General features: G+C 64.0%; 13 protein-coding genes and 6 pseudogenes. 13 read left to right on the top strand and 6 right to left on the bottom strand.

What is annotated here, in order from left to right:
• Positions 1-121 precede the first annotated feature (121 nt).
• Positions 122-586 (bottom strand): annotated as a pseudogene (locus tag K0O64_RS27690) (ATP-binding protein); the annotation flags it as partial.
• A 121-nt stretch (positions 587-707) separates the two neighbouring features.
• On the opposite strand from K0O64_RS27690, the gene K0O64_RS27685 reads away from it, so the two are divergent.
• From K0O64_RS27685 to K0O64_RS27665, 5 genes and pseudogenes are all read left to right on the top strand, one after another.
• The gene (locus K0O64_RS27685; protein WP_225933559.1) at positions 708-1,766 is read left to right on the top strand and encodes a site-specific integrase; all 1,059 of its coding nucleotides are present in this window, start codon (positions 708-710) and stop codon (positions 1,764-1,766) included.
• A 68-nt stretch (positions 1,767-1,834) separates the two neighbouring features.
• On the top strand, positions 1,835-3,070 hold the full coding sequence (locus K0O64_RS27680) for an IS256 family transposase (RefSeq protein WP_071947841.1): 1,236 nt from the start codon (positions 1,835-1,837) through the stop codon (positions 3,068-3,070).
• 59 nt (positions 3,071-3,129) lie between these two features.
• Positions 3,130-3,327: pseudogene (locus K0O64_RS27675) on the top strand (tyrosine-type recombinase/integrase); the annotation flags it as partial.
• Positions 3,324-5,498, top strand: coding sequence for a tyrosine-type recombinase/integrase (locus tag K0O64_RS27670; protein WP_071947840.1), 2,175 nt, complete (start codon positions 3,324-3,326; stop codon positions 5,496-5,498). The pseudogene K0O64_RS27675 and the gene K0O64_RS27670, both read left to right, overlap by 4 nt.
• Positions 5,495-5,938: a DUF6262 family protein gene (locus K0O64_RS27665; RefSeq protein ID WP_071947839.1), complete on the top strand. Its 444-nt coding sequence runs from the start codon at positions 5,495-5,497 to the stop codon at positions 5,936-5,938. The genes K0O64_RS27670 and K0O64_RS27665 overlap by 4 nt, the downstream gene beginning before the upstream one ends.
• Positions 5,939-5,980: 42 nt before the next feature.
• Here the strand turns inward: K0O64_RS27665 and K0O64_RS27660 are convergent.
• Both K0O64_RS27660 and K0O64_RS27655 read right to left on the bottom strand, forming a co-directional pair.
• Positions 5,981-6,369, bottom strand: a pseudogene (locus K0O64_RS27660) (ATP-binding protein); the annotation flags it as partial.
• A pseudogene (locus K0O64_RS27655) lies at positions 6,366-7,418 on the bottom strand (Mu transposase domain-containing protein); the annotation flags it as partial. The pseudogenes K0O64_RS27655 and K0O64_RS27660, both read right to left, overlap by 4 nt.
• Before the next feature lie 143 nt (positions 7,419-7,561).
• Here K0O64_RS27655 and istA point away from each other — a divergent pair.
• Together istA and K0O64_RS27645 are read left to right on the top strand one after the other, a co-directional pair.
• Positions 7,562-9,114 (top strand): annotated as a pseudogene (gene istA / locus K0O64_RS27650) (IS21 family transposase).
• Complete coding sequence (locus K0O64_RS27645; protein WP_071944021.1) at positions 9,111-9,923, top strand: ATP-binding protein; 813 nt, start codon at positions 9,111-9,113, stop codon at positions 9,921-9,923. Before istA ends, K0O64_RS27645 begins: the two are co-directional and overlap by 4 nt.
• Positions 9,924-10,027: 104 nt before the next feature.
• Here K0O64_RS27645 and K0O64_RS30000 read toward each other — a convergent pair.
• The 3 genes and pseudogenes from K0O64_RS30000 to K0O64_RS27635 all read right to left on the bottom strand — a co-directional run.
• Positions 10,028-10,180: pseudogene (locus K0O64_RS30000) on the bottom strand (IS21 family transposase); the annotation flags it as partial.
• A gap of 399 nt (positions 10,181-10,579) precedes the next feature.
• Positions 10,580-11,083 carry a hypothetical protein gene (locus K0O64_RS27640; RefSeq protein ID WP_011777780.1) on the bottom strand — a complete coding sequence of 168 codons (504 nt, stop codon included), beginning with the start codon at positions 11,081-11,083 and terminating at the stop codon, positions 10,580-10,582.
• On the bottom strand, positions 11,083-11,883 hold the full coding sequence (locus K0O64_RS27635; RefSeq protein ID WP_071948719.1) for an IclR family transcriptional regulator: 801 nt from the start codon (positions 11,881-11,883) through the stop codon (positions 11,083-11,085). Before K0O64_RS27635 ends, K0O64_RS27640 begins: the two co-directional genes overlap by 1 nt.
• Before the next feature lie 561 nt (positions 11,884-12,444).
• Between K0O64_RS27635 and K0O64_RS27630 the strand changes: the two genes are divergently transcribed.
• Genes K0O64_RS27630 through K0O64_RS27605 form a run of 6 tightly spaced genes read left to right on the top strand, consistent with a single transcriptional unit; the run spans position 12,445 to position 17,061 of the window.
• Positions 12,445-13,896, top strand: a complete 1,452-nt coding sequence (locus K0O64_RS27630; RefSeq protein WP_071950245.1) for an aromatic ring-hydroxylating dioxygenase subunit alpha — start codon at positions 12,445-12,447, stop codon at positions 13,894-13,896.
• Entirely contained in the window at positions 13,893-14,492 is a 600-nt protein-coding gene (locus tag K0O64_RS27625; protein ID WP_071948720.1) for a 3-phenylpropionate/cinnamic acid dioxygenase subunit beta, read from the top strand. The genes K0O64_RS27630 and K0O64_RS27625 overlap by 4 nt, the downstream gene beginning before the upstream one ends.
• On the top strand, positions 14,489-14,794 hold the full coding sequence (locus K0O64_RS27620; protein ID WP_071948721.1) for a hypothetical protein: 306 nt from the start codon (positions 14,489-14,491) through the stop codon (positions 14,792-14,794). Before K0O64_RS27625 ends, K0O64_RS27620 begins: the two co-directional genes overlap by 4 nt.
• Positions 14,791-15,594, top strand: coding sequence for a 3-(cis-5,6-dihydroxycyclohexa-1,3-dien-1-yl)propanoate dehydrogenase (hcaB, locus tag K0O64_RS27615; RefSeq protein WP_011891556.1), 804 nt, complete (start codon positions 14,791-14,793; stop codon positions 15,592-15,594). Before K0O64_RS27620 ends, hcaB begins: the two co-directional genes overlap by 4 nt.
• Before the next feature lie 28 nt (positions 15,595-15,622).
• On the top strand, positions 15,623-15,823 hold the full coding sequence (locus tag K0O64_RS27610; RefSeq protein WP_013470352.1) for a ferredoxin: 201 nt from the start codon (positions 15,623-15,625) through the stop codon (positions 15,821-15,823).
• Entirely contained in the window at positions 15,820-17,061 is a 1,242-nt protein-coding gene (locus tag K0O64_RS27605; RefSeq protein ID WP_071948722.1) for an NAD(P)/FAD-dependent oxidoreductase, read from the top strand. The genes K0O64_RS27610 and K0O64_RS27605 overlap by 4 nt, the downstream gene beginning before the upstream one ends.
• Positions 17,062-17,615: the final 554 nt, after the last annotated feature.

The following is a 17,615-nucleotide window of genomic DNA, read 5'->3' as shown; positions in this document are numbered from 1 at the left end:
TCCAAAACAGTTCGGTGCGGATGCTGCGTCGATCCCACCGAACGACGGGCGTACGCGGATGATCACGCTCATCGAAATTCCCCAGGTGTGCTCGTTGAAATTCCTCACCTGTGAGCAGCGGTCAGTGTAGTGGTTGGCGGGTGCCGGTGGTTGCTCGGCGGAGGGTTTCTGCGGCGGCGTGGTGGTCGCGCAGGCGGTAGGACTCGCCGTCGAGGTTGATGACCACCGAGCGATGTAGTAGGCGGTCGAGCATGGCGGCGGCCACGGTGGTGTCGCCGAGGATCTCGCCCCAGGAGCCGACGCCGCGGTTGGTCGTGATCACGATGCTGGTCTTCAAATACCGTTGGGAGACAACCTGAAACAACGCCGAGGCAGCCTCGGCTGGCAACGGCAAATAGCCCAGTTCATCAATCACCAAAAGTGTTGGGCCCGCGTAGAACCGCATGGTGGTGGCCCATCGTCCCTCGATGGCAGCGCGGTGGCAGCGAGCAGCCAGGTCGGCCGCGGTGGTGAAGTAGGTGCGATACCCGGCATGGGCTGCGGCCCTTGCCAATTCGACCGACAGGTGCGTCTTACCGGTGACCGGTGTTATCAACGGGTAGCAACACGCTCGAATCTATGTATGTAACAAGGGGGTTGATGCTGGGCAAGTCATCGTTGTTGCCGGTTTATCGGCGGGTGTTCTTCGACGTGAAGGAACGGCAACGATGGCGTATCCGGTGGCAGTGTCTCCTGCGGGAGGGCAGCGGACCTGGACTGTGCTCGGCGAGGACTTCGCAACAGTCGGTCCGGTTGAGGAGTGGATAGAGGCCCACCGGCACCTGTGGTCGCCGAACACCGTGCGCGGGTATGCGACGTCGTTGGCGCAGTGGTGGACCTTCCTGGAGCAACGCGGGCAGACCGATGCCTGGCGTGATGTCGGTGTCCCCGCATTCACGGCGTTTCTGTCCTGGCAACGCAACGGCCGCACAGTTGAGCACAGGCTGGTCGAGTCGGGCCAGAAACCGAGTGCGGCAACACTGGAAATCCGCTTTGCAGCGTTGATTTCGTTCTACCGCTGGCATCAGGCAGTGTCCGGTGTGGCGGTGGCAGGACGGCTCCTTCGAGGAACACCGCGGCACCGACCGGCCCGCGGCTTGCTTGCGCATCTGGATGCGCGGTCGGCCCCGGCGGCGGAATCGCTGGTGCGCGTGCGCCGCGACCGCCGCCGCGACAGACCACCCTTGCTGCTGCCCGAGCAGATCCAGGCCATCCTGGATGGCTGCGCGGTCTTCGATGCCGAGTCCGGGTCGTGGCGAGGAAACCTGCGGGACCGGTTCGTGTTCGCCCTGCTGGCCGAAACCGGCATGCGACTCGGGGAGGCCCTGGGCCTGCGGATCGGCGAGTTCGTACTCGGCCGCGGCGAGACCGCGTATGTGCAGATTGCGCCCCGCGCCGATAACCCCAACGGGGCACGGGTGAAGATGATGCGACCGCGACGAATCTATGTCGGGGCCGACCTCGAGCGGCTGTTCGCCGACTATCTCACCGACATCGCCTGCCGAGCAGCCGAATCCGGTATCGCTCTGACTGATGTGTCGCCGTTACTGGTGAATGTTTTCCGACCACCGATGTTGGCCGCATTGCGAGAGACGACGGTCCGAGAGAAAGTGGCCACGCTGCGTCGGCGCTGCATCGGGCCACCCGGGTGGACGCCGGGTTGCGTCCAGCAGAGTGGTGTACGAGTCGGACCTGATCAGCGGTACCGGCGTGTCGTAGCCGAGTGATTGAAGGTCATCGCGTGATTCTTCGAGAGACCGTCCAAAGTCACTCGAGCAAAGAAGGAATCGACGCGATGACCGCTGCCCACAATATCGACCTGCCGGCCGTGCTGGCCGAACGACTCACCACTGCTCATCCCGACGTGCTGCGTGAACTGCTGGCCACGTTCATCCACACCCTGATGGGCGCGGAAGCCGACGCCCTGTGCGGCGCCGGTTACGGCGAGCGCAGCACCGAACGGACCAACTCCCGCAACGGCTACCGGCACCGCCAGTTCGACACCCGTGCAGGGTCTTTGGACCTTGCGATCCCCAAGCTGCGGCAGGGCTCCTACTTTCCGGACTGGCTGCTGGAACGCCGCAAACGAGCCGAGCGGGCCCTGACAACGGTGGTGGCGACCTGCTACCTGCTCGGTGTCTCCACTCGGCGAATGGACAAACTGGTCGAGACCCTGGGCATTACCAGCCTGTCGAAGTCGCAGGTCTCGGTGATGGCTAAGGAACTCGACACCGCGGTGGAGGCATTCCGGAGCCGACCGCTGGATGCCGGTCCGTACACATTCGTCGCTGCTGACGCCCTGGTGCTGAAGGTCCGCGAGGGCGGCAGGGTGGTCAACGTGCACGCCCTGATCGCGGTCGGGGTCAACTCCGAGGGCTACCGCGAGATCCTGGGTATCGACGTGTCCACCGCCGAGGACGGTGCCGGGTGGCTGACGTTCTGGCGGTCGTTGACCGCCCGGGGTCTGTCCGGGGTCAAGCTGGTCACCGGTGACGCGCACGCCGGTCTGGTGGCCGCGATCGGTGCCACGCTGCCCGGCGCGGCCTGGCAGCGCTGCAGAACGCACTACACGACCAATCTGATGGCCATCACCCCGAAGTCGTCGTGGCCGTGGGTGCGCACCCTGCTGCACTCGGTGTTCGATCAACCCGACGCGGAATCAGTTGCAGCGCAATATGACCGGATCATTGACGCGCTGGCCGACAAGCTGCCCAAGGTGGCCGACCACCTGGAAGCGGCCCGGTCTGACCTGCTGGCGTTCACCGCGTTCCCTAAGCAGATCTGGCGCCAGATCTGGTCGAATAACCCCCAGGAACGGCTCAACAAGGAGATCCGTCGGCGAACCGATGTCGTGGGCATTTTTCCCGACCGCGACGCCCTGATCCGCCTCGTCGGGGCAGTACTGGCCGAACAGCACGACGAATGGGCTGAGTCCCGGCGTTACCTCGGCCTTGACGTCCTGAGCAAATCACGCACCATCAACGACACCCCGACCGAACAGGAGGCCACCCCCGCGGTACTGACCGCCTGAACCATCACCACGAAGAATCACACGACGGCGTCGTACACCACGCCCCTGGACTTGACCGGACGCCGCACTGGTTCCGTCACACTCATGCCACCGCCTTATTGCTCGCCGGGACGCCGGAATGGGTGGTCTCCCGGCGTCTTGGCCACGCCCATGTGCAGACCACCCTCGACCTCTACGGCTGGGTCCGCGACGACGAAGCCCTGCGAGCAGCAGCCAACTGGGCGTCCTACGCCAGCAGCTGGCGGGTGGCCGAATGATCGACGAGCATGGCCACCTGCGCCTGCGCAGTGCCGCACACCTCGATCCGATCTGGCGGCTCTGGGACGAACTGCCAGCGCAGTGGCGTGGCCCCGTGCTCGGGCCCGGCATCCAGAACTGGGCCTCGATTACCGAGAACGATTGGCCGCATCTGGACCTGAGCGGACTTCCCGACCCGTTCGCCGCGGAACTGGCGTGGATGGCGCACTGGCAGGCCAGTGATGGCACCCGTGTCTCGGTGTTGGCTATGGCGCAGTTGGCCAACATGATTCGGTGGGCCGTCACCGAGGGCCGTGATATCCCCTCATCGATCCGGGCGATGGACTACGACGCCGCGGCGGTGTTGCAGAGCTGGTTCTATCTCAGCAGGGGCAAGCGACTGCCCTCACCCCGAGGCCGAGGCCGGGTGCACGCTCTGTTCGGGTTCGCCCGGCATGCTTTGATCGCCGCCAGCCACGACGGCCCGTGGTGGCAGCTGGACTTCTGGCACCCGCGCTGCGATCCGCGAATCCCACTGACCAATCGTGAACCGGTCGCCAACTACGGCTGCTCACCGGGAGATATCCAGCTTCCGTGGCTGCGGGCCGCGGTGAAGTGGCACCTGGGCACGATGCTCGAATCCGGGGCGCTGCGCTGGACTACGGTCAGCCAGGAACGCATGCGCAGCTTCCGCCGGTTCGACAACTGGCTGACCGCCAGCTTCGACGACCCCACCGAGATACTGGGCGCCCCGACGAGCGCGGTCGAACACGCGGCTGCATTCGCGCGGTGGACCGCCGTGGCCGCCAACCGCGTCACCCGCCAATCCGACACCCGCCACCTCGGAAGAACCGTGCCGATCCGGGGAATCAACGACGACCTGCGAGCGGTGGCCGGCCTTCTGGACTTCATCGCCGCCAATCCCGGGGAGGCTCGCAGCGTTCTCGGTGCTGAGCCCTGGCAACGAGTGAGCGCAGCACACGGCTCCAGCTGGTTCGGCAGGGTCACCCGGATACCGCATCAACGCGGTTTCAACGACGCGAACTACATCGACGATCACGCACTCGCGCAGATCACTGCCGCGCTACCGCTGATCGGATTGCCCCGCACCGAGCAGATGACCATCACCCGCGGCGACGGCACCACGCTGACCGCCAACGGGCTCGACGACCCGCAAGCAATGCGGATGATCCTGCTGCAGATCCTCACCGGCCGGCGAGCCAGCGAAATCCGCACCTGCGACTTCGACTGCCTTTCGGCTGCACCCGCTACCACCACAGCCGCGGACGAAGACCAAACACTGACCAGGTTCCGCTACGCACAAAGCAAGATCGACGTCGCACCCGACACCATCCTCGTTGACCGCGAGGTCACCGAAGTCATTGCCGAACAACACCGTTGGCTCCAAGCACAGCATCCCGACAGCAGCAGGCGGTATCTGTTCGCCCGGCGCCTGGGTAACCGCCGCGGTGACAAACCCTACCCATCGGGCACCTACAACTGGGTGCTGCGCACCCTCAGCGACCTCGTTCAGATCACCGACGCCAAGGGCCAGGTCGTGCGGTTGAGCCACACCCACCGCTTCCGCCACACCCGGCTGACCCGGCTGGCCGAACTCGGGCTGCCGATCCACGTCCTGCAGCGCTACGCCGGGCACGCCACCCCCACCATGACGATGCACTACATCGCCGCCCGCGACGAACACGCCGAGCAGGCATTCCTGGCCACCGCCAAGCTGCGCGCCGACGGCAGCCGCATCCAACTCTCCAGCGACGACCACGACAGTCTGCACCTGTTCCGCCGCGCAGACCGGTTCCTGCCCAACGGGTGGTGCATGCTGCCGCCACTGCAATCCTGCGACAAAGGCAACGCCTGCCTGACCTGCTCGGTTTTCGTCACCGACCACACCCACCACGACGTGCTGCATCGCCAACTCCGCGAAACCACCACCCTGATCGACCGGGCCACAACAGAATTCGAGCAACGACACGGTCATCACATGCCCGACGACAACGTCTGGCTCATCCGCCGCCGAGCTGAACACCACGCGCTTACCCGACTCCTGGCCGCTCTGGACGACGTGCCCGACTCCGCAGCCACCCACGGCGCGACAGCCCAGTGTCATCGAGCCAGCGCTGGACCAGTCCCACTGACTCTCGACCTGACCGCCCACCGCAGGAGCACCCCATGACCGACTCTCGAGAACGCCGCATCACCGCACTCACCGAAGCAGCGAAATTCAAGTCGCAGAACAAAACCCGAGACGCCGAACAGGCCATCCGCCGACTCATCAAACGCGGCGAGGCAATCACTTTCCAAGCCGTGCAACGCGAAGCCGGCGTCTCCCACGCCTTCCTCTACAACCATCCCGAACTTCGCAAACGAATCGAGCATCTGCGCGGCACCCGCCGCAAGGTCCCCGACGACCAGCCCGTCGACACCGACAGCACGCTCGTCAACACGCTGACCGGCCAGATCACTGAACTAAAGAAACAGCACCGCCAGCAACTCAAAGCGCTCCGCGACGCTCTCGAACGAGCACACGGAGAGAACCTCGAGCTACGACGCGAACTGGCCCGCCGCGGCGTCCGCCCCTCACCCAACGTTGCATCAATCGCAACAACGTCCTGAACAGGAAGAACGCGGCATTCTCACTCGCGAACCCGCGATAACCGGTGGGCCGACGAGCAAAATGTTAGTCGCTGACTCGAGGTAGCGGCAGGTGCCCAGCTCATCGATCAGCTTGCGGTCGATCCCGGCGGCGGCATCGACATCGAAGTCGGCCAGAGTCGCCGGGGTGGGCAAGCAGGCGAACCGCAGCCGCCCGGCCAGCCGCCGTGCGGTGCTGGCGTCGACCTCCACGGCCAGCAGCCGTTCCAGGGCGACGGTGAGTGAGAGTCCTTCGGCGCTGGCGTGGTCGAGCACCGCTGGGAGCGCTTCAGCGGCGGCGTGCAGTTTGAGCTCAGCCAAGTGCGAGCGCAGCTGCTGATAGCGGCTGGCGCCGCCGACGGCGACTCCTCGGTGGCGGCGGTGGTTTTCCGGGTGCGTGGGGTCGGGGTCATTGAAGGGTCCTTTTCTGGGCGGCCCGCTCATATGCGGACAAGTCGATGACAGTGGAATCGGTTGATGCGGTGGATCTTTCGATGACGGCAGCATTGACGTCTTTGAGTTGGATCAGTTGTGCGGCAGCGGCTTTGGCCGTCGGACCGGGTGGGATGCGTTCCTTGCGGCGATGCGGGCGTCCCACCGATGCCGTCGCCATCGCGGCGTTGTCCAAGGCGATGACATGCCCGCTGTCACGGACCATGACACCGAGTCCGTCGGCGGCCAGGCGGTGCCGGGCGATCACGATCCCGCTGACCGTGGCGATATCGCAGAACTCGGCACCGACGGGATGGCTGACCACGACCTGGGCAGCGGCCAACTCTGGTGGCACTGAGTAGCGGTTGCCGCGGTAGGACACCAACGCCTGCCGTGATGCCGTGCGGGTCTCGGACACGATCACCGGATACGGTGCCGCCGGCAACGGTGACAGGGGTTCGGTCTTGGCCACGACAGCGACCGAGGATCGGCCGTCGGTGGTGGCGCGCAGGCGGGTGTCGCCACGCACCCGGGCGAACCGGTCCACACTGCCCTGGGCCGCCTCGACGGTCAGGTCGTCGTCCAGGGTGCGCCACCAGCGCTGGGCGGCGGTGTGATTGACCTTCTCCACCACACCCTTGCGGTTACCGCGCCGTGGCGGGCAGATCGCCACCGCAACGCCGTAGTGCTTGGCCACCCCGGCGAACGACGCGCTCACCCGCCCCGAACCCGGGTCACAGACCGTGGCCATCCGGTCGAACCGCCACACCCGCGTCAGCCCGCCCAGTTCGCGGGTCACCCGGTCCAGGGCGGCAACCAGGTGCGGCTGATCCTCTGAAGGCGACAACGCGGCCCGCCACTTGCCTGAATGCGCCAGTGAGCCGACCAGCAGGTGTGCGGTCTTGCCCCACCCCCAAGCCTCGGGTGGATCCGGCAATTCCAGCCAGTCCCACTGAGTTTCATCCCCAGGGGCGTGGGGGATCACCGCATTCGGGCGATCGGTGGCGGTGCGGCAGGTCTGGCAGTCGGGACCACTTCAGAGCTGGTTTTGCCATGAGCATGGGACCACCTGTTTGCCATTGATGGGACCACCTGGCTGGCCGGTTTGCCAGTTATGGGACCACCCCGGCGTGGCGTGGGTTCTTCCGGTTGTTGGGCCGCTGTATTGACCCAATGAGCTACCGGGAGGTATCGGTGATCGAGATCGTGGAAATGCTGCGGCTGTGGCTGCAGGGATTGGGGTTGCGGGAGGTGGCCCGGCTCTCGGGCATCGACCGCAAAACGGTGCGACGCTACGTCGACCGAGCCCGTGCCAGCGGGCTGGACCGTGACGGCGGGCCTGATCAGCTCACCGATGAGTTGATCGGCGCGGTAATTGCCGGGGTGCGTCCGCACCGGCCGGCCGGCAAGAGCCTGGCGTGGGAGACGATCGCTGCAGAGCATGAGCAGATCAAGGGCTGGCTCAAAGACGGATTGACGCTGACCAAGATCCACACGCTGCTGGGGCGCCGCGGTGTGGTGGTGTCGTATCGGACGCTGAATCGTTACGCCACAACGGAATTGGATTTCGGCCGGCGTCAAGCCACGGTGCCGGTGGCCGATTGCGAACCGGGTGCGGAGGTGCAGGTCGACTTCGGTCGCCTCGGGATGCTCACCGACGCCGCCGATGGCCGGCGCCGAGTCGTGCAGGGATTGATCTTCACCGCGGTGTATTCGCGGCACATGTTCGTCTGGCCCACTTACCGCCAGAGTTTGGCCGAGGTGATCGCCGGGTTCGAAGCGGCGTGGGTGTTCTTCGGCGGAGTGTTCGCGGTGGTGATCCCCGACAACATGAAAGCCATCGTCACCACCGCGCACGCGACCGAGCCCCGGCTCAACGACTCCTTCCGTGAGTACGCGCAGGCGCGGGGGTTCGCCGTCGACCCGGCGCGGGTCCGCAGCCCCAAAGACAAGCCGCGGGTGGAACGCATGGTGTCCTACGTGCGGTCGAATTTCTATGCCGGAGAAGCATTCCGGGATCTCGACGACGCCGCAACCGCGCCGAGCTGTGGTGTTCAGACATCGCCGGGCTGCGCATCCACGGCACCACCCGCCTGCGCCCGGCAGAGGTGTTCGCCGCCGATGAGTTGCCCGCACTCAAGCCCGTGCCTGAGACGGTGTTCGACGTTCCAGTCTGGACGCACCCCAAGGTGGCACCCGACCGCCACGTGCAGGTGGCCAAGGCGCTCTACAGCGTGCCCGGAGAGCTGGTCGGCAAGCGCATCGAGGCCCGCGCTGATGCACACACGGTCAAGCTCTACTGGCGCGGTGAGCTGATCAAGGTGCACCCGGTCACGGCCCCGGGCCGCCGACACACCGATCCGGCTGACCTTCCCTCGGAGGTGTCGGTCTATGCCATGCGGGATCTGGATGCCCTGCAGCGCAAAGCTGCCGCCCAGGGCACCCATGTCGGCGTCTACGCCGCCGCCGTGCTCGAACACCCGTTGCCGTGGACCAAGATGCGTCAGGTCTACCGGCTGCTGGGGCTGGTGCGCCGCCACGGCCCCGACGCTGTTGACGACGCGTGCCGGCGCGCCCTGGACGCCGAGGTAATCGATGTCGGGCTGATCGAGCGGATCCTGACCCGCGGGGGCGGTGAACAACTACCCCTGATACCCACACCGCCCGGGGCGGCGTCGCGGTTCGTCCGCGACGGCTCGGATTTCGCGGTGCGCAGGCCCTCATGAGCACCCAACGTCCCGACACCAGCCCGGCGGTCAAACCGATCGAAGTCTCCGCTGAACTCAAAGCCCTGATGCGCCGCCTCAAGCTCGGCCAATTGCTCGACACGCTGCCCGAGCGGTTGGCGCTGGCCCGCACCAACCGGCTGCCCCATCACGACTTCCTGGAATTGTTGTTCGCCGATGAGGTCACCCGCCGTGACCGCGAATCCGCGGCCCGCCGCGCCAAGGCCGCCCACCTCGACCCGGCGATGCAGCTCCAAGCCTGGGACGACTCCGCCGCCGTGGCGTTCGATCAACAGTTGTGGGCCGAGCTGACCTCACTGCGATTCCTCGCCGATGCCTACAACGTGCTCGTCATGGGGCCGGTCGGAGTGGGAAAGACGTTCCTGGCCAACGCCTTAGGGCACATCGCCGTACGCAAACATCACAGCGTGCACACCGAACGGGCCGACAAACTGTTCAAACGCCTACGCGGGGCACGCCTGGACGGCAGCTACGAAGACGAAATGCGCAAACTGCACCGCGTCGATCTACTCATCATCGACGACCTCGCGCTGCACCGCCTGGAGGCCACCGAGACCACCGACTTCTACGAGATCATCGTCGAACGCCACCGCGCCGCATCGACGGTGATCACCAGCAACCGCGAACCACCCGAGATCCTGACCATGATGGCCGACCCGCTGCTGGCCCAATCGGCGATGGACCGACTGCAATCCGCGGCCTACGAACTCGTCGTCGAAGGCGAGTCCTACCGGCAACGCCAGAAACCAGGGACACCAAAGCCGGCCCCTCCGACTTCGTCGGATTGACCGGCAACCACCCCTTCGGCCACTATCAACGCACGGCCTGTAACCGGAACAACCCGGTCCCATGCTCATGGCAAACCAGAGGTCCCATCACCCTGGCAGGCGACACCCGGCCTCGCCCGCAACCCCGGGGTTCGCTTCCCCGACAGATAATCCCGCACCGTCTTGCGGTCCCGACCGGTGTGACGGGCGATCGCCGAGATCGTCCAACCACGTTTACGTAGGGCATGTACTTCCACATCGTCCTCCCATGTGAGCATGAGAAAGCGGGCCTCCTTCGACTGGAGCTGTTGGCGTCAGACACCAGCAGCATCGAGGGAGGCCCGCCCTTCTCGGCGGAGCCACACGGGTGGGGAATTTCGATGAGCGTCAGTGGGGAATTTCAGTGAGCGCGGTCACCCGAAGCCATCCGAACATGGGCCGACGATTACCGAAACCTTCTGGGCGTCACGGAAAAACCTTCTGGGCATCACGAAAAAATAATCGGCGAGTGACCCGAGATGCCGGTTTCACTTTCTTCCACTAGCCGGTGAGTCACGTCAACGAGCTCGATGTGGGTTTCTCACATAAAGCACATCGAACTTCACTATGGAGAAGCGTGTGGCGATCGTGCGCCTCGGCGTCCGTGGTCGTATACCGCGTTCACCGGGCAGTATCGTTTACTCGTCGAACCCTTCATCTGGGATGGCAAACACCGTCCGTGCGTTTTCGTTGAGATTGGCAAATCCATCGATGATCACCCGCTTCACGCGCATCTCGTCGTCAGCGATGCGAATCAGCCACGTACGAAAGGCCGACCCGGTGAATTCTTCGCTGACCAACGCGGGCGCCTTCCAGCGACGAAAATAGAACTCAAGACGGGTCGTCAGCTCCACCACACCCTCATTCACCGGGACGTAGGAAAGTACGTGGCGCAGCTCGAGGCGTTCGTCGAAGATCCCGTCGCGTTGGTTGAGGTACACCTGTAGGCCATCGCGGCCTTTCCACTGGTGACCACCACGAAAACCGATCTGAAAGTCGTCGGTGAGGACCGCGGCGAACATCGGTTCGGATTTCCTTCGCTTCTCCAATCGAAGGAATAAGTCGATGGTCGCAATGAAGCCAGGCAGGTCCGGGGCGCCGCCAGGTACCTTCCTGTCGGCCTCCGTTTCTTCGGATGTCATCAGCCGAGATTGCGGGCTAGCTCGGCGGCGGCGTCTTTTAGGGCACTGCAAGCTTTGCGAACATCGGAGGGCCGGAATCGATAACTCGGCGCTGACGCGTTTAGTGCCAGCCTTATCCCGGAACCACCTTGGGGTACCGCCACGGCAACAGACGCGACGCCTTCCTCACTTTCCTGCCTGCTGATCGCGAACCCGCTTTTCCTGACCTCTGCCAATTGAGTGCGCAGTTCGGTGAGAGTGCGCACGGAATGCTCAGTGAGTGGCTCCAAATGTGGGTCGGGATACAACTGGTCCAGCTCGTCGTCGGATAGGCCGGCGAGTAGGACTTTGCCGGTCGACGTGCAGTGTGCAGGACGCGTGCTACCCAAACGCGAGATCACCCGGACGGCAGAAGGGCTTTCGAGTGCCGCGATGAAGCGAACCAGTCTGCCGTCCAACGTTCCTACGTGCACGGTTTCCTGAAGCGTGTCGACCAGCTGGCGCAGAATCGGGGCGGCCGTGCGTGGTATGTCCATCCTGGAGTGGACAGCGAACGCCACGTTTGTCAGGGACGGTCCGGGCTGGTAGGCCTTGCTGGCCGGATCTTGGCGGACGAACCCACGGTACTGAAGCATTGATAACAGGCGATGCGCGGTCGACGAAGCGACGCGCAGGTACTCACTGGCGTCAGTGAGCCGGATCTCAGAGCGCTCTCCTAGGAGGAGGAGTAGGCGAAGAGCGTTGTCGACAGACTCGATCGGATATTGCGGGGGCTTCCCTGTGCTGTCACGCTCCATGCCCGCGAGTGAGGGTTTCTGCATGACAGAGAGCGTACCGCGGTCAGGTTCGAATGCAGCTCGAAGAATCGCGACGAGTCCGGTGCCGGGGGCGAAAAGTCGCCTTCCTGCGCACAAGCCTGGCCGCCGTCTGTCTGCCTTGGCTCCGGCGGGTAGTTGGGGGCCGCCGACTTGCTTCTTGGCGCACGCGGCGGTGCCTTCGTCGACGAGCAGTTCGCCTGTGGGAGTACAGGATCGCCGCGTTAGTACGTTTTGGCTCATCCCTGTGGTAGCCGCTCGGATCGGACGCTTGTCCCCCGCCCCCCTGTGGTACCGGGTCGCGGTCCTCTTTTACGCGGCCTAGCGCTCACTCGCTGCAAATGCCTTCATCACGGGGATGCTGCCCCCGGCGGGAGCGCCGCATCGTGGACGTTTCCCTAAGAGCATCCGAGAGGGCTGCGCGGCAGTCTCGACTAGTCAACGCCCTCGTTTGACTCCACCGGTAAGGAGACGGCATAATCTCTGCTAGACAGAGTCGCGTTCTACATAACAGTGAAGGCGCCTTGGTCGTGGATCGAGTCCAGTCGCTGAGTCATGGAGTTGAAGATGCAGGATCACGGTGAGGTGTTAGCGGCTGTACGCACTGGCATGATCCCGGCGCACGTGTATAACGACAAGCAGATTTTTTCGCTCGAAAAGGAGCGGCTGTTCAGTCGGGCGTGGTTGTTCGTGGCGCACGAATCGGAGATTCCGCAGCCGGGGGACTACGTGGTCAGACAAGTGTTGCAGGATTCGTTCATCGTCGCTCGTGATTCTGCGGGCGAGGTCCGGGTGATGTTCAATATGTGCCTCCATCGCGGTATGCAGGTTTGTCGGGCGGAGATGGGGAACGCGTCGAATTTCAGATGCCCGTACCACGGGTGGTCTTACCGCAATGACGGCCGCATTATCGGCCTGCCGTTTCACCAAGAGGCCTACGGAGGAGACGCCGGGTTCAACAAGGCGGGGCAGACCCTGTTGCCAGCGCCGAGTGTGGCCAGCTACAACGGGTTGATCTTCCTGTCGATGGATCCTGACGCGGAATCGCTTGAAGAGTATCTGGGTGATTTCAGGTTCTATCTCGATTTCTACACCAAGCAGGGCCCCAACGGCCTTGAGGTGCGGGGTCCGCAGCGTTGGCGGGTAAAAGCGAACTGGAAGATCGCAGCTGAGAATTTCGCCGGGGACATGTACCACACACCTCAGACGCACACGTCGGTGGTGGAGATCGGCTTGTTCCGAGAGCCGAAGGCTAACAAGCGCAAAGACGGCGCCACGTATTGGGCGGGTAGAGGTGGGGGCACCACATACAAGCTGCCCGAGGGGAGTTTCGAGGACCGGATGAGCTATGTGGGCTACCCGGCGGAGATGATCAGTCGAGCCAAGGCCACATGGACCGAGCAGCAGCAACAAGTCGTCGGCACCGACGGGTTCATGATCTCGGCCGCGACGTGCTTTCCCAACATCAGTTTCGTGCACAACTGGCCGAAAGTGGAGGACGGCGAGCACGTCTTGCCGTTCATTTCGATTCGGGTATGGCAGCCCATTAGCGAGAACGAGACTGAGGTGCTGTCGTGGTTTGCGGTGGATTCGGATGCCCCGGCAGACTTTAAGGCGGACTCGTATAAGGCTTATTTGATGTGTTTCGGCTCGACGGGAATGTTCGAGCAAGACGATGTCGAGAACTGGGTGTCGCTGACCAACACGGCGGGGGGTTCCATGGCCCGCCGACTGCGGCTGAACAGCCGGATGGGGCTGCTCGCAGACGATGTACGGGTGGTCGACACCCTTAGCAGCGCTCAATTCCACGGGCCGGGATACGCTCAGCTCGGTTACAACGAGAACAATCAACGGCAATTGTTGAGGCTCTGGGCCGACTACCTGGACATGCCGCCGCTGCGAGTCGACCCGGCTACGGTGCTCACGGACAATCCGCAAGGTATTGAACCAATGGTCCAGACCAACGGCGCGGCCGCCGCCGATATTGACTCGGGGTCCGCTGAGTCGGTGATGCTATGAGCGTTCACGATCACCAGCGCATTGGTCAATCCGCGGCTCCATCGGTGCTCGGGGCGCACGCGGCGCGCGCCCAACGCGTCGGCGACCCGTTACCGTTCGACGATTCTCGCCATCTGGAGGCGCATCGCTTCCTCGTCAACGAGGCGTACCTCCTCGATGCTCAAGACTACGACAGGTGGCTGGGTGTTCTTACCGAGGACATTCACTATTACATGCCGGTGCGGATCACCACCGCCGCGGGAGCCGGATTTGATAGCTCACCGGGAATGGCGCATTTCGACGAGAACAAATACTCACTCAGTCGCCGCGTTGCCCGTTTCGCCACCGAGCATGCCTGGACTGAGGATCCGCCGTCGCGCCTGCGCCACTTCATCACCAACGTGCGCACATTCCTCACCGACGACGCCGACTACCTCGCGGTCGACAGCGCTGAGTTGTTGTTCCGCAGCCGCGGCGACGTCAATGAGTCCACGCTCCTCTCATGCGGTCGTGAAGATCTTCTACGTCGCGATGGCAACGCCCTCAAACTCGCCCGGCGCACAATCTGCGTCGATGAATCAGTGCTTCGAATGCAGAATCTGGCGGTATTCCTATGAGCTCGAATCGACCCGGCGAGGGCGCGCAGTCACCACCACAATCGGGGTGCGAGGAACTGGCTACGCTGCTGGCCGGGGCGACCGGTGATGCACTGAACGTCGCCAACGAGTTCGCAGAGGTCGTCGTGCGCCGAGTGACCACTCGCAATGGAGCTCGGCTGTTGATTCAGGCGCCGAAATCGGCGCAGTGGGTCTCGCTGGATGCTTTGGAGATCGAGGCGCTGACCTGGCAGAATCCGGCCACCTTGGCGGCCATGGTGGGGAACGCAGGTGCTCCGTTGATTCTGGGCGACGAGGTATGACTGGCTGGCTGGCGGGCAAACGCGCGTTAATCGTGGGAGCAGGTTCGGGTATCGGTCGGGCCACGGTCGACGCGTTCCTGAACGAGGATGCCCGGGTGGCCGTGCTCGAGTACGACAGCGGTAAGTGCGCCACGCTGCGCCAGCAGCTGCCCGACGTTCCGGTGATCGAGGGCGATGGGACCACTCGCACCGCCAACGACGAAGCAGTGCAGGTCGCTGTCGACGCCTTCGGCGGACTCGACACATTGGTGAACTGCGTGGGGATTTTCGATTTCTACCGCCGTATTCAGGACATCCCCGCCGAGCGAATCGACCAGGCGTTCGACGAAATGTTTCGCATCAACGTCCTGAGTCATATCCACTCAGTCAAGGCAGCAGTGCCGGCGCTGATGGGCCAGGACGGCGCCTCGATCGTGCTCACCGAGTCCGCGTCATCGTTCTATCCAGGACGCGGCGGCCTGCTGTATGTGGCGTCGAAGTTCGCGGTGCGCGGCGTAGTCACTGCACTGGCTCACGAACTCGCGCCGAGGATCCGTGTGAACGGTGTCGCCCCCGGGGGGACGTTGAACACCGACCTGCGCGGACTCGACAGCCTCGACCTTGGCGCCCGCCGTCTGGATGCTGCACCAGATCGGGCCCGCGAATTGGCTGCTCGCACACCGCTGGGCGTGGCCCTATCGGGTGAAGACCACGCGTGGAGTTACGTCTTCCTCGCTTCTCACCGCTCCCGCGGGCTCACCGGCGAAACGATCCATCCCGACGGCGGTTTCAGCCTCGGACCCCCACCCCAGCGGAATTGAACCCGACGAACACAGGGAAGGAAAGCAGATGGGCGGAGTTATAAAGGCTAAGCGCGAGGTATGTCAGGGCTACGCGAACTGTGTCGTTGCGGCCCCGGATTACTTCGACATCGACGATCGGGGACTCGTGGAGGTCCGCAAGACGGAGGTTCCTTCCGCGGACAGGACCCGGGTCGAGGAGGCTGCGCGCAGCTGTCCGGTGGCAGCGTTGGAAGTCGTAGACGAATGACGTCACGGGTCGTCATCGTCGGCAGTTCTGTCGGCGGGGTCCGCACGGCCCAGGCGCTGCGCTCGCAAGGCTACGACGGCGACATCGTCCTGGTGGGCGAGGAAACTGCGCTGCCCTACGACAAACCGCCGCTATCCAAAGCGTTGCTTGCGGGTACGAGTGACATCGCGGCTGCGACGTTACTCACCAGAGACGCTGCCGCCGCCGACGCCATCGAGCTTCTCCTCGGCCGCCGCGCGATCGGAGTGGATGTCGCAGCGTGTCAGGTCGAGTTCGCCGATGATGAGCCCCTGCGTTATGACCACCTGGTGGTGGCCACCGGAGCCAGCGCGCGACCATCCCCGTGGGGCCACGGATCGGGCGTTCATGTGCTCCGCACTCTGGAGGACTGTCTGCGGCTAAGAGCCGACCTCGTTGCCGGTGCCCGCCTCGTGGTGATCGGGGCAGGATTTATTGGGGCCGAGGTCGCGTCAACCGCGCGGTCACTGGGGCTGCAAGTGACGGTTGTCGACCCGGTGCCGGTGCCGATGAGCCGGGTGCTGACCGAAGAGATCGGTGGGTGGTTCGTCGATTTGCACCGAGACCACGGAGTGCACACGCGATTCGGCGTCGGTGTCGAGAATATTGAGGGGGAGCGCGGCAACCTTAAGATCGGCCTCACGGACGGGACCGTCCTAGAAGCCGACACGGTGGTGGTGGGCATCGGCGCCGTTCCGAATGACGGCTGGCTGATGCCGTCGGGACTGGTCGTCGATGACGGCCTGGTCTGCGACGAGTTCTGCCGCGCCGTCACGTCACAAAACATCTACGCAGTCGGCGACGTGTCGCGTTGGTTTCATCGCGCCCGCGGCGTGACGATGCGCATCGAACACTGGACAAACGCGGTCGACCAGGCGTCTTGCGTCGCGCATAATATTTTGTATCCCGATGAATTGCGCTGCTACGAGCCCGTCGAGTACGTCTGGAGCGACCAGTACGACTGGAAGATCCAGTTTTGCGGCCAAACAACTCACCTAGGAGAGCCACTCGTCGTCGGAGATCGATTGTCCGACAATCGATTCACAGCGCTCTACCCCGATCGCGAGCAACGTTTGAGCGGCGCCGCGATCGTGAACTGGCCTCGAGCACTGATCGAGTGCAGGCGTGCACTGAAGGCCGGCAGCGATCTCGAAACTGTGCGGGAGAGGCTCGAAGTGTTGACGAACCCACCCGATACCGCCGCAACGCGATCGCCATAGTCGGGCCACAAGTGGTTGCGCGCCGCATTGCAAGTGGGACTGGTTTCCCACCGAACATGCTCGCTGCGGCTTCGCCGCGTTCTTAGCTCGGAATGTCGCGGCTTTCTACCGCGCGAGGTCCTCGGTGGCCGCGGCGCGGTATTCAGGTTTCGGCCACCGCCCCGGCTCGGTGGACAGGCCGATACCGCGCCTTGGGCGCCGGCATCACGGATGAGTTGCCGCGACCGCATCGCTCCCCTAGACGGAACTCGGCTCGAAACGGAGTGGCCGATCATCGAGGTTCGGGGCTGCGCCGCTGGCGACCGACCCACATCGGTGACCTCTGGGACCCTATCGACAACACAACCTGTCGCAGCCGACACGGCGCCACGAGTCATGAAGAAGACCTCGGAGGTTGTTGAGCGTTCCTAGCTCACTTGGAGGTCTTCTTGTTCTCACCTCGCCACGCCGTCACCAACGGCGATGGTCAGTACGGTGAGGTTAGTACGCGGCACTTCCTGGTGTTGACGCAATCGGCCGGTCCCGATAATCTCTAAGTAACAGAGTAGTGTTCT

Source organism: Mycolicibacterium pallens, assembly GCF_019456675.1.
Lineage (GTDB): Bacteria > Actinomycetota > Actinomycetes > Mycobacteriales > Mycobacteriaceae > Mycobacterium > Mycobacterium crocinum.
The sequence above is the reverse complement of the archived record's forward strand: the minus strand, read 5'-3'. Positions and strand labels throughout refer to the sequence as shown.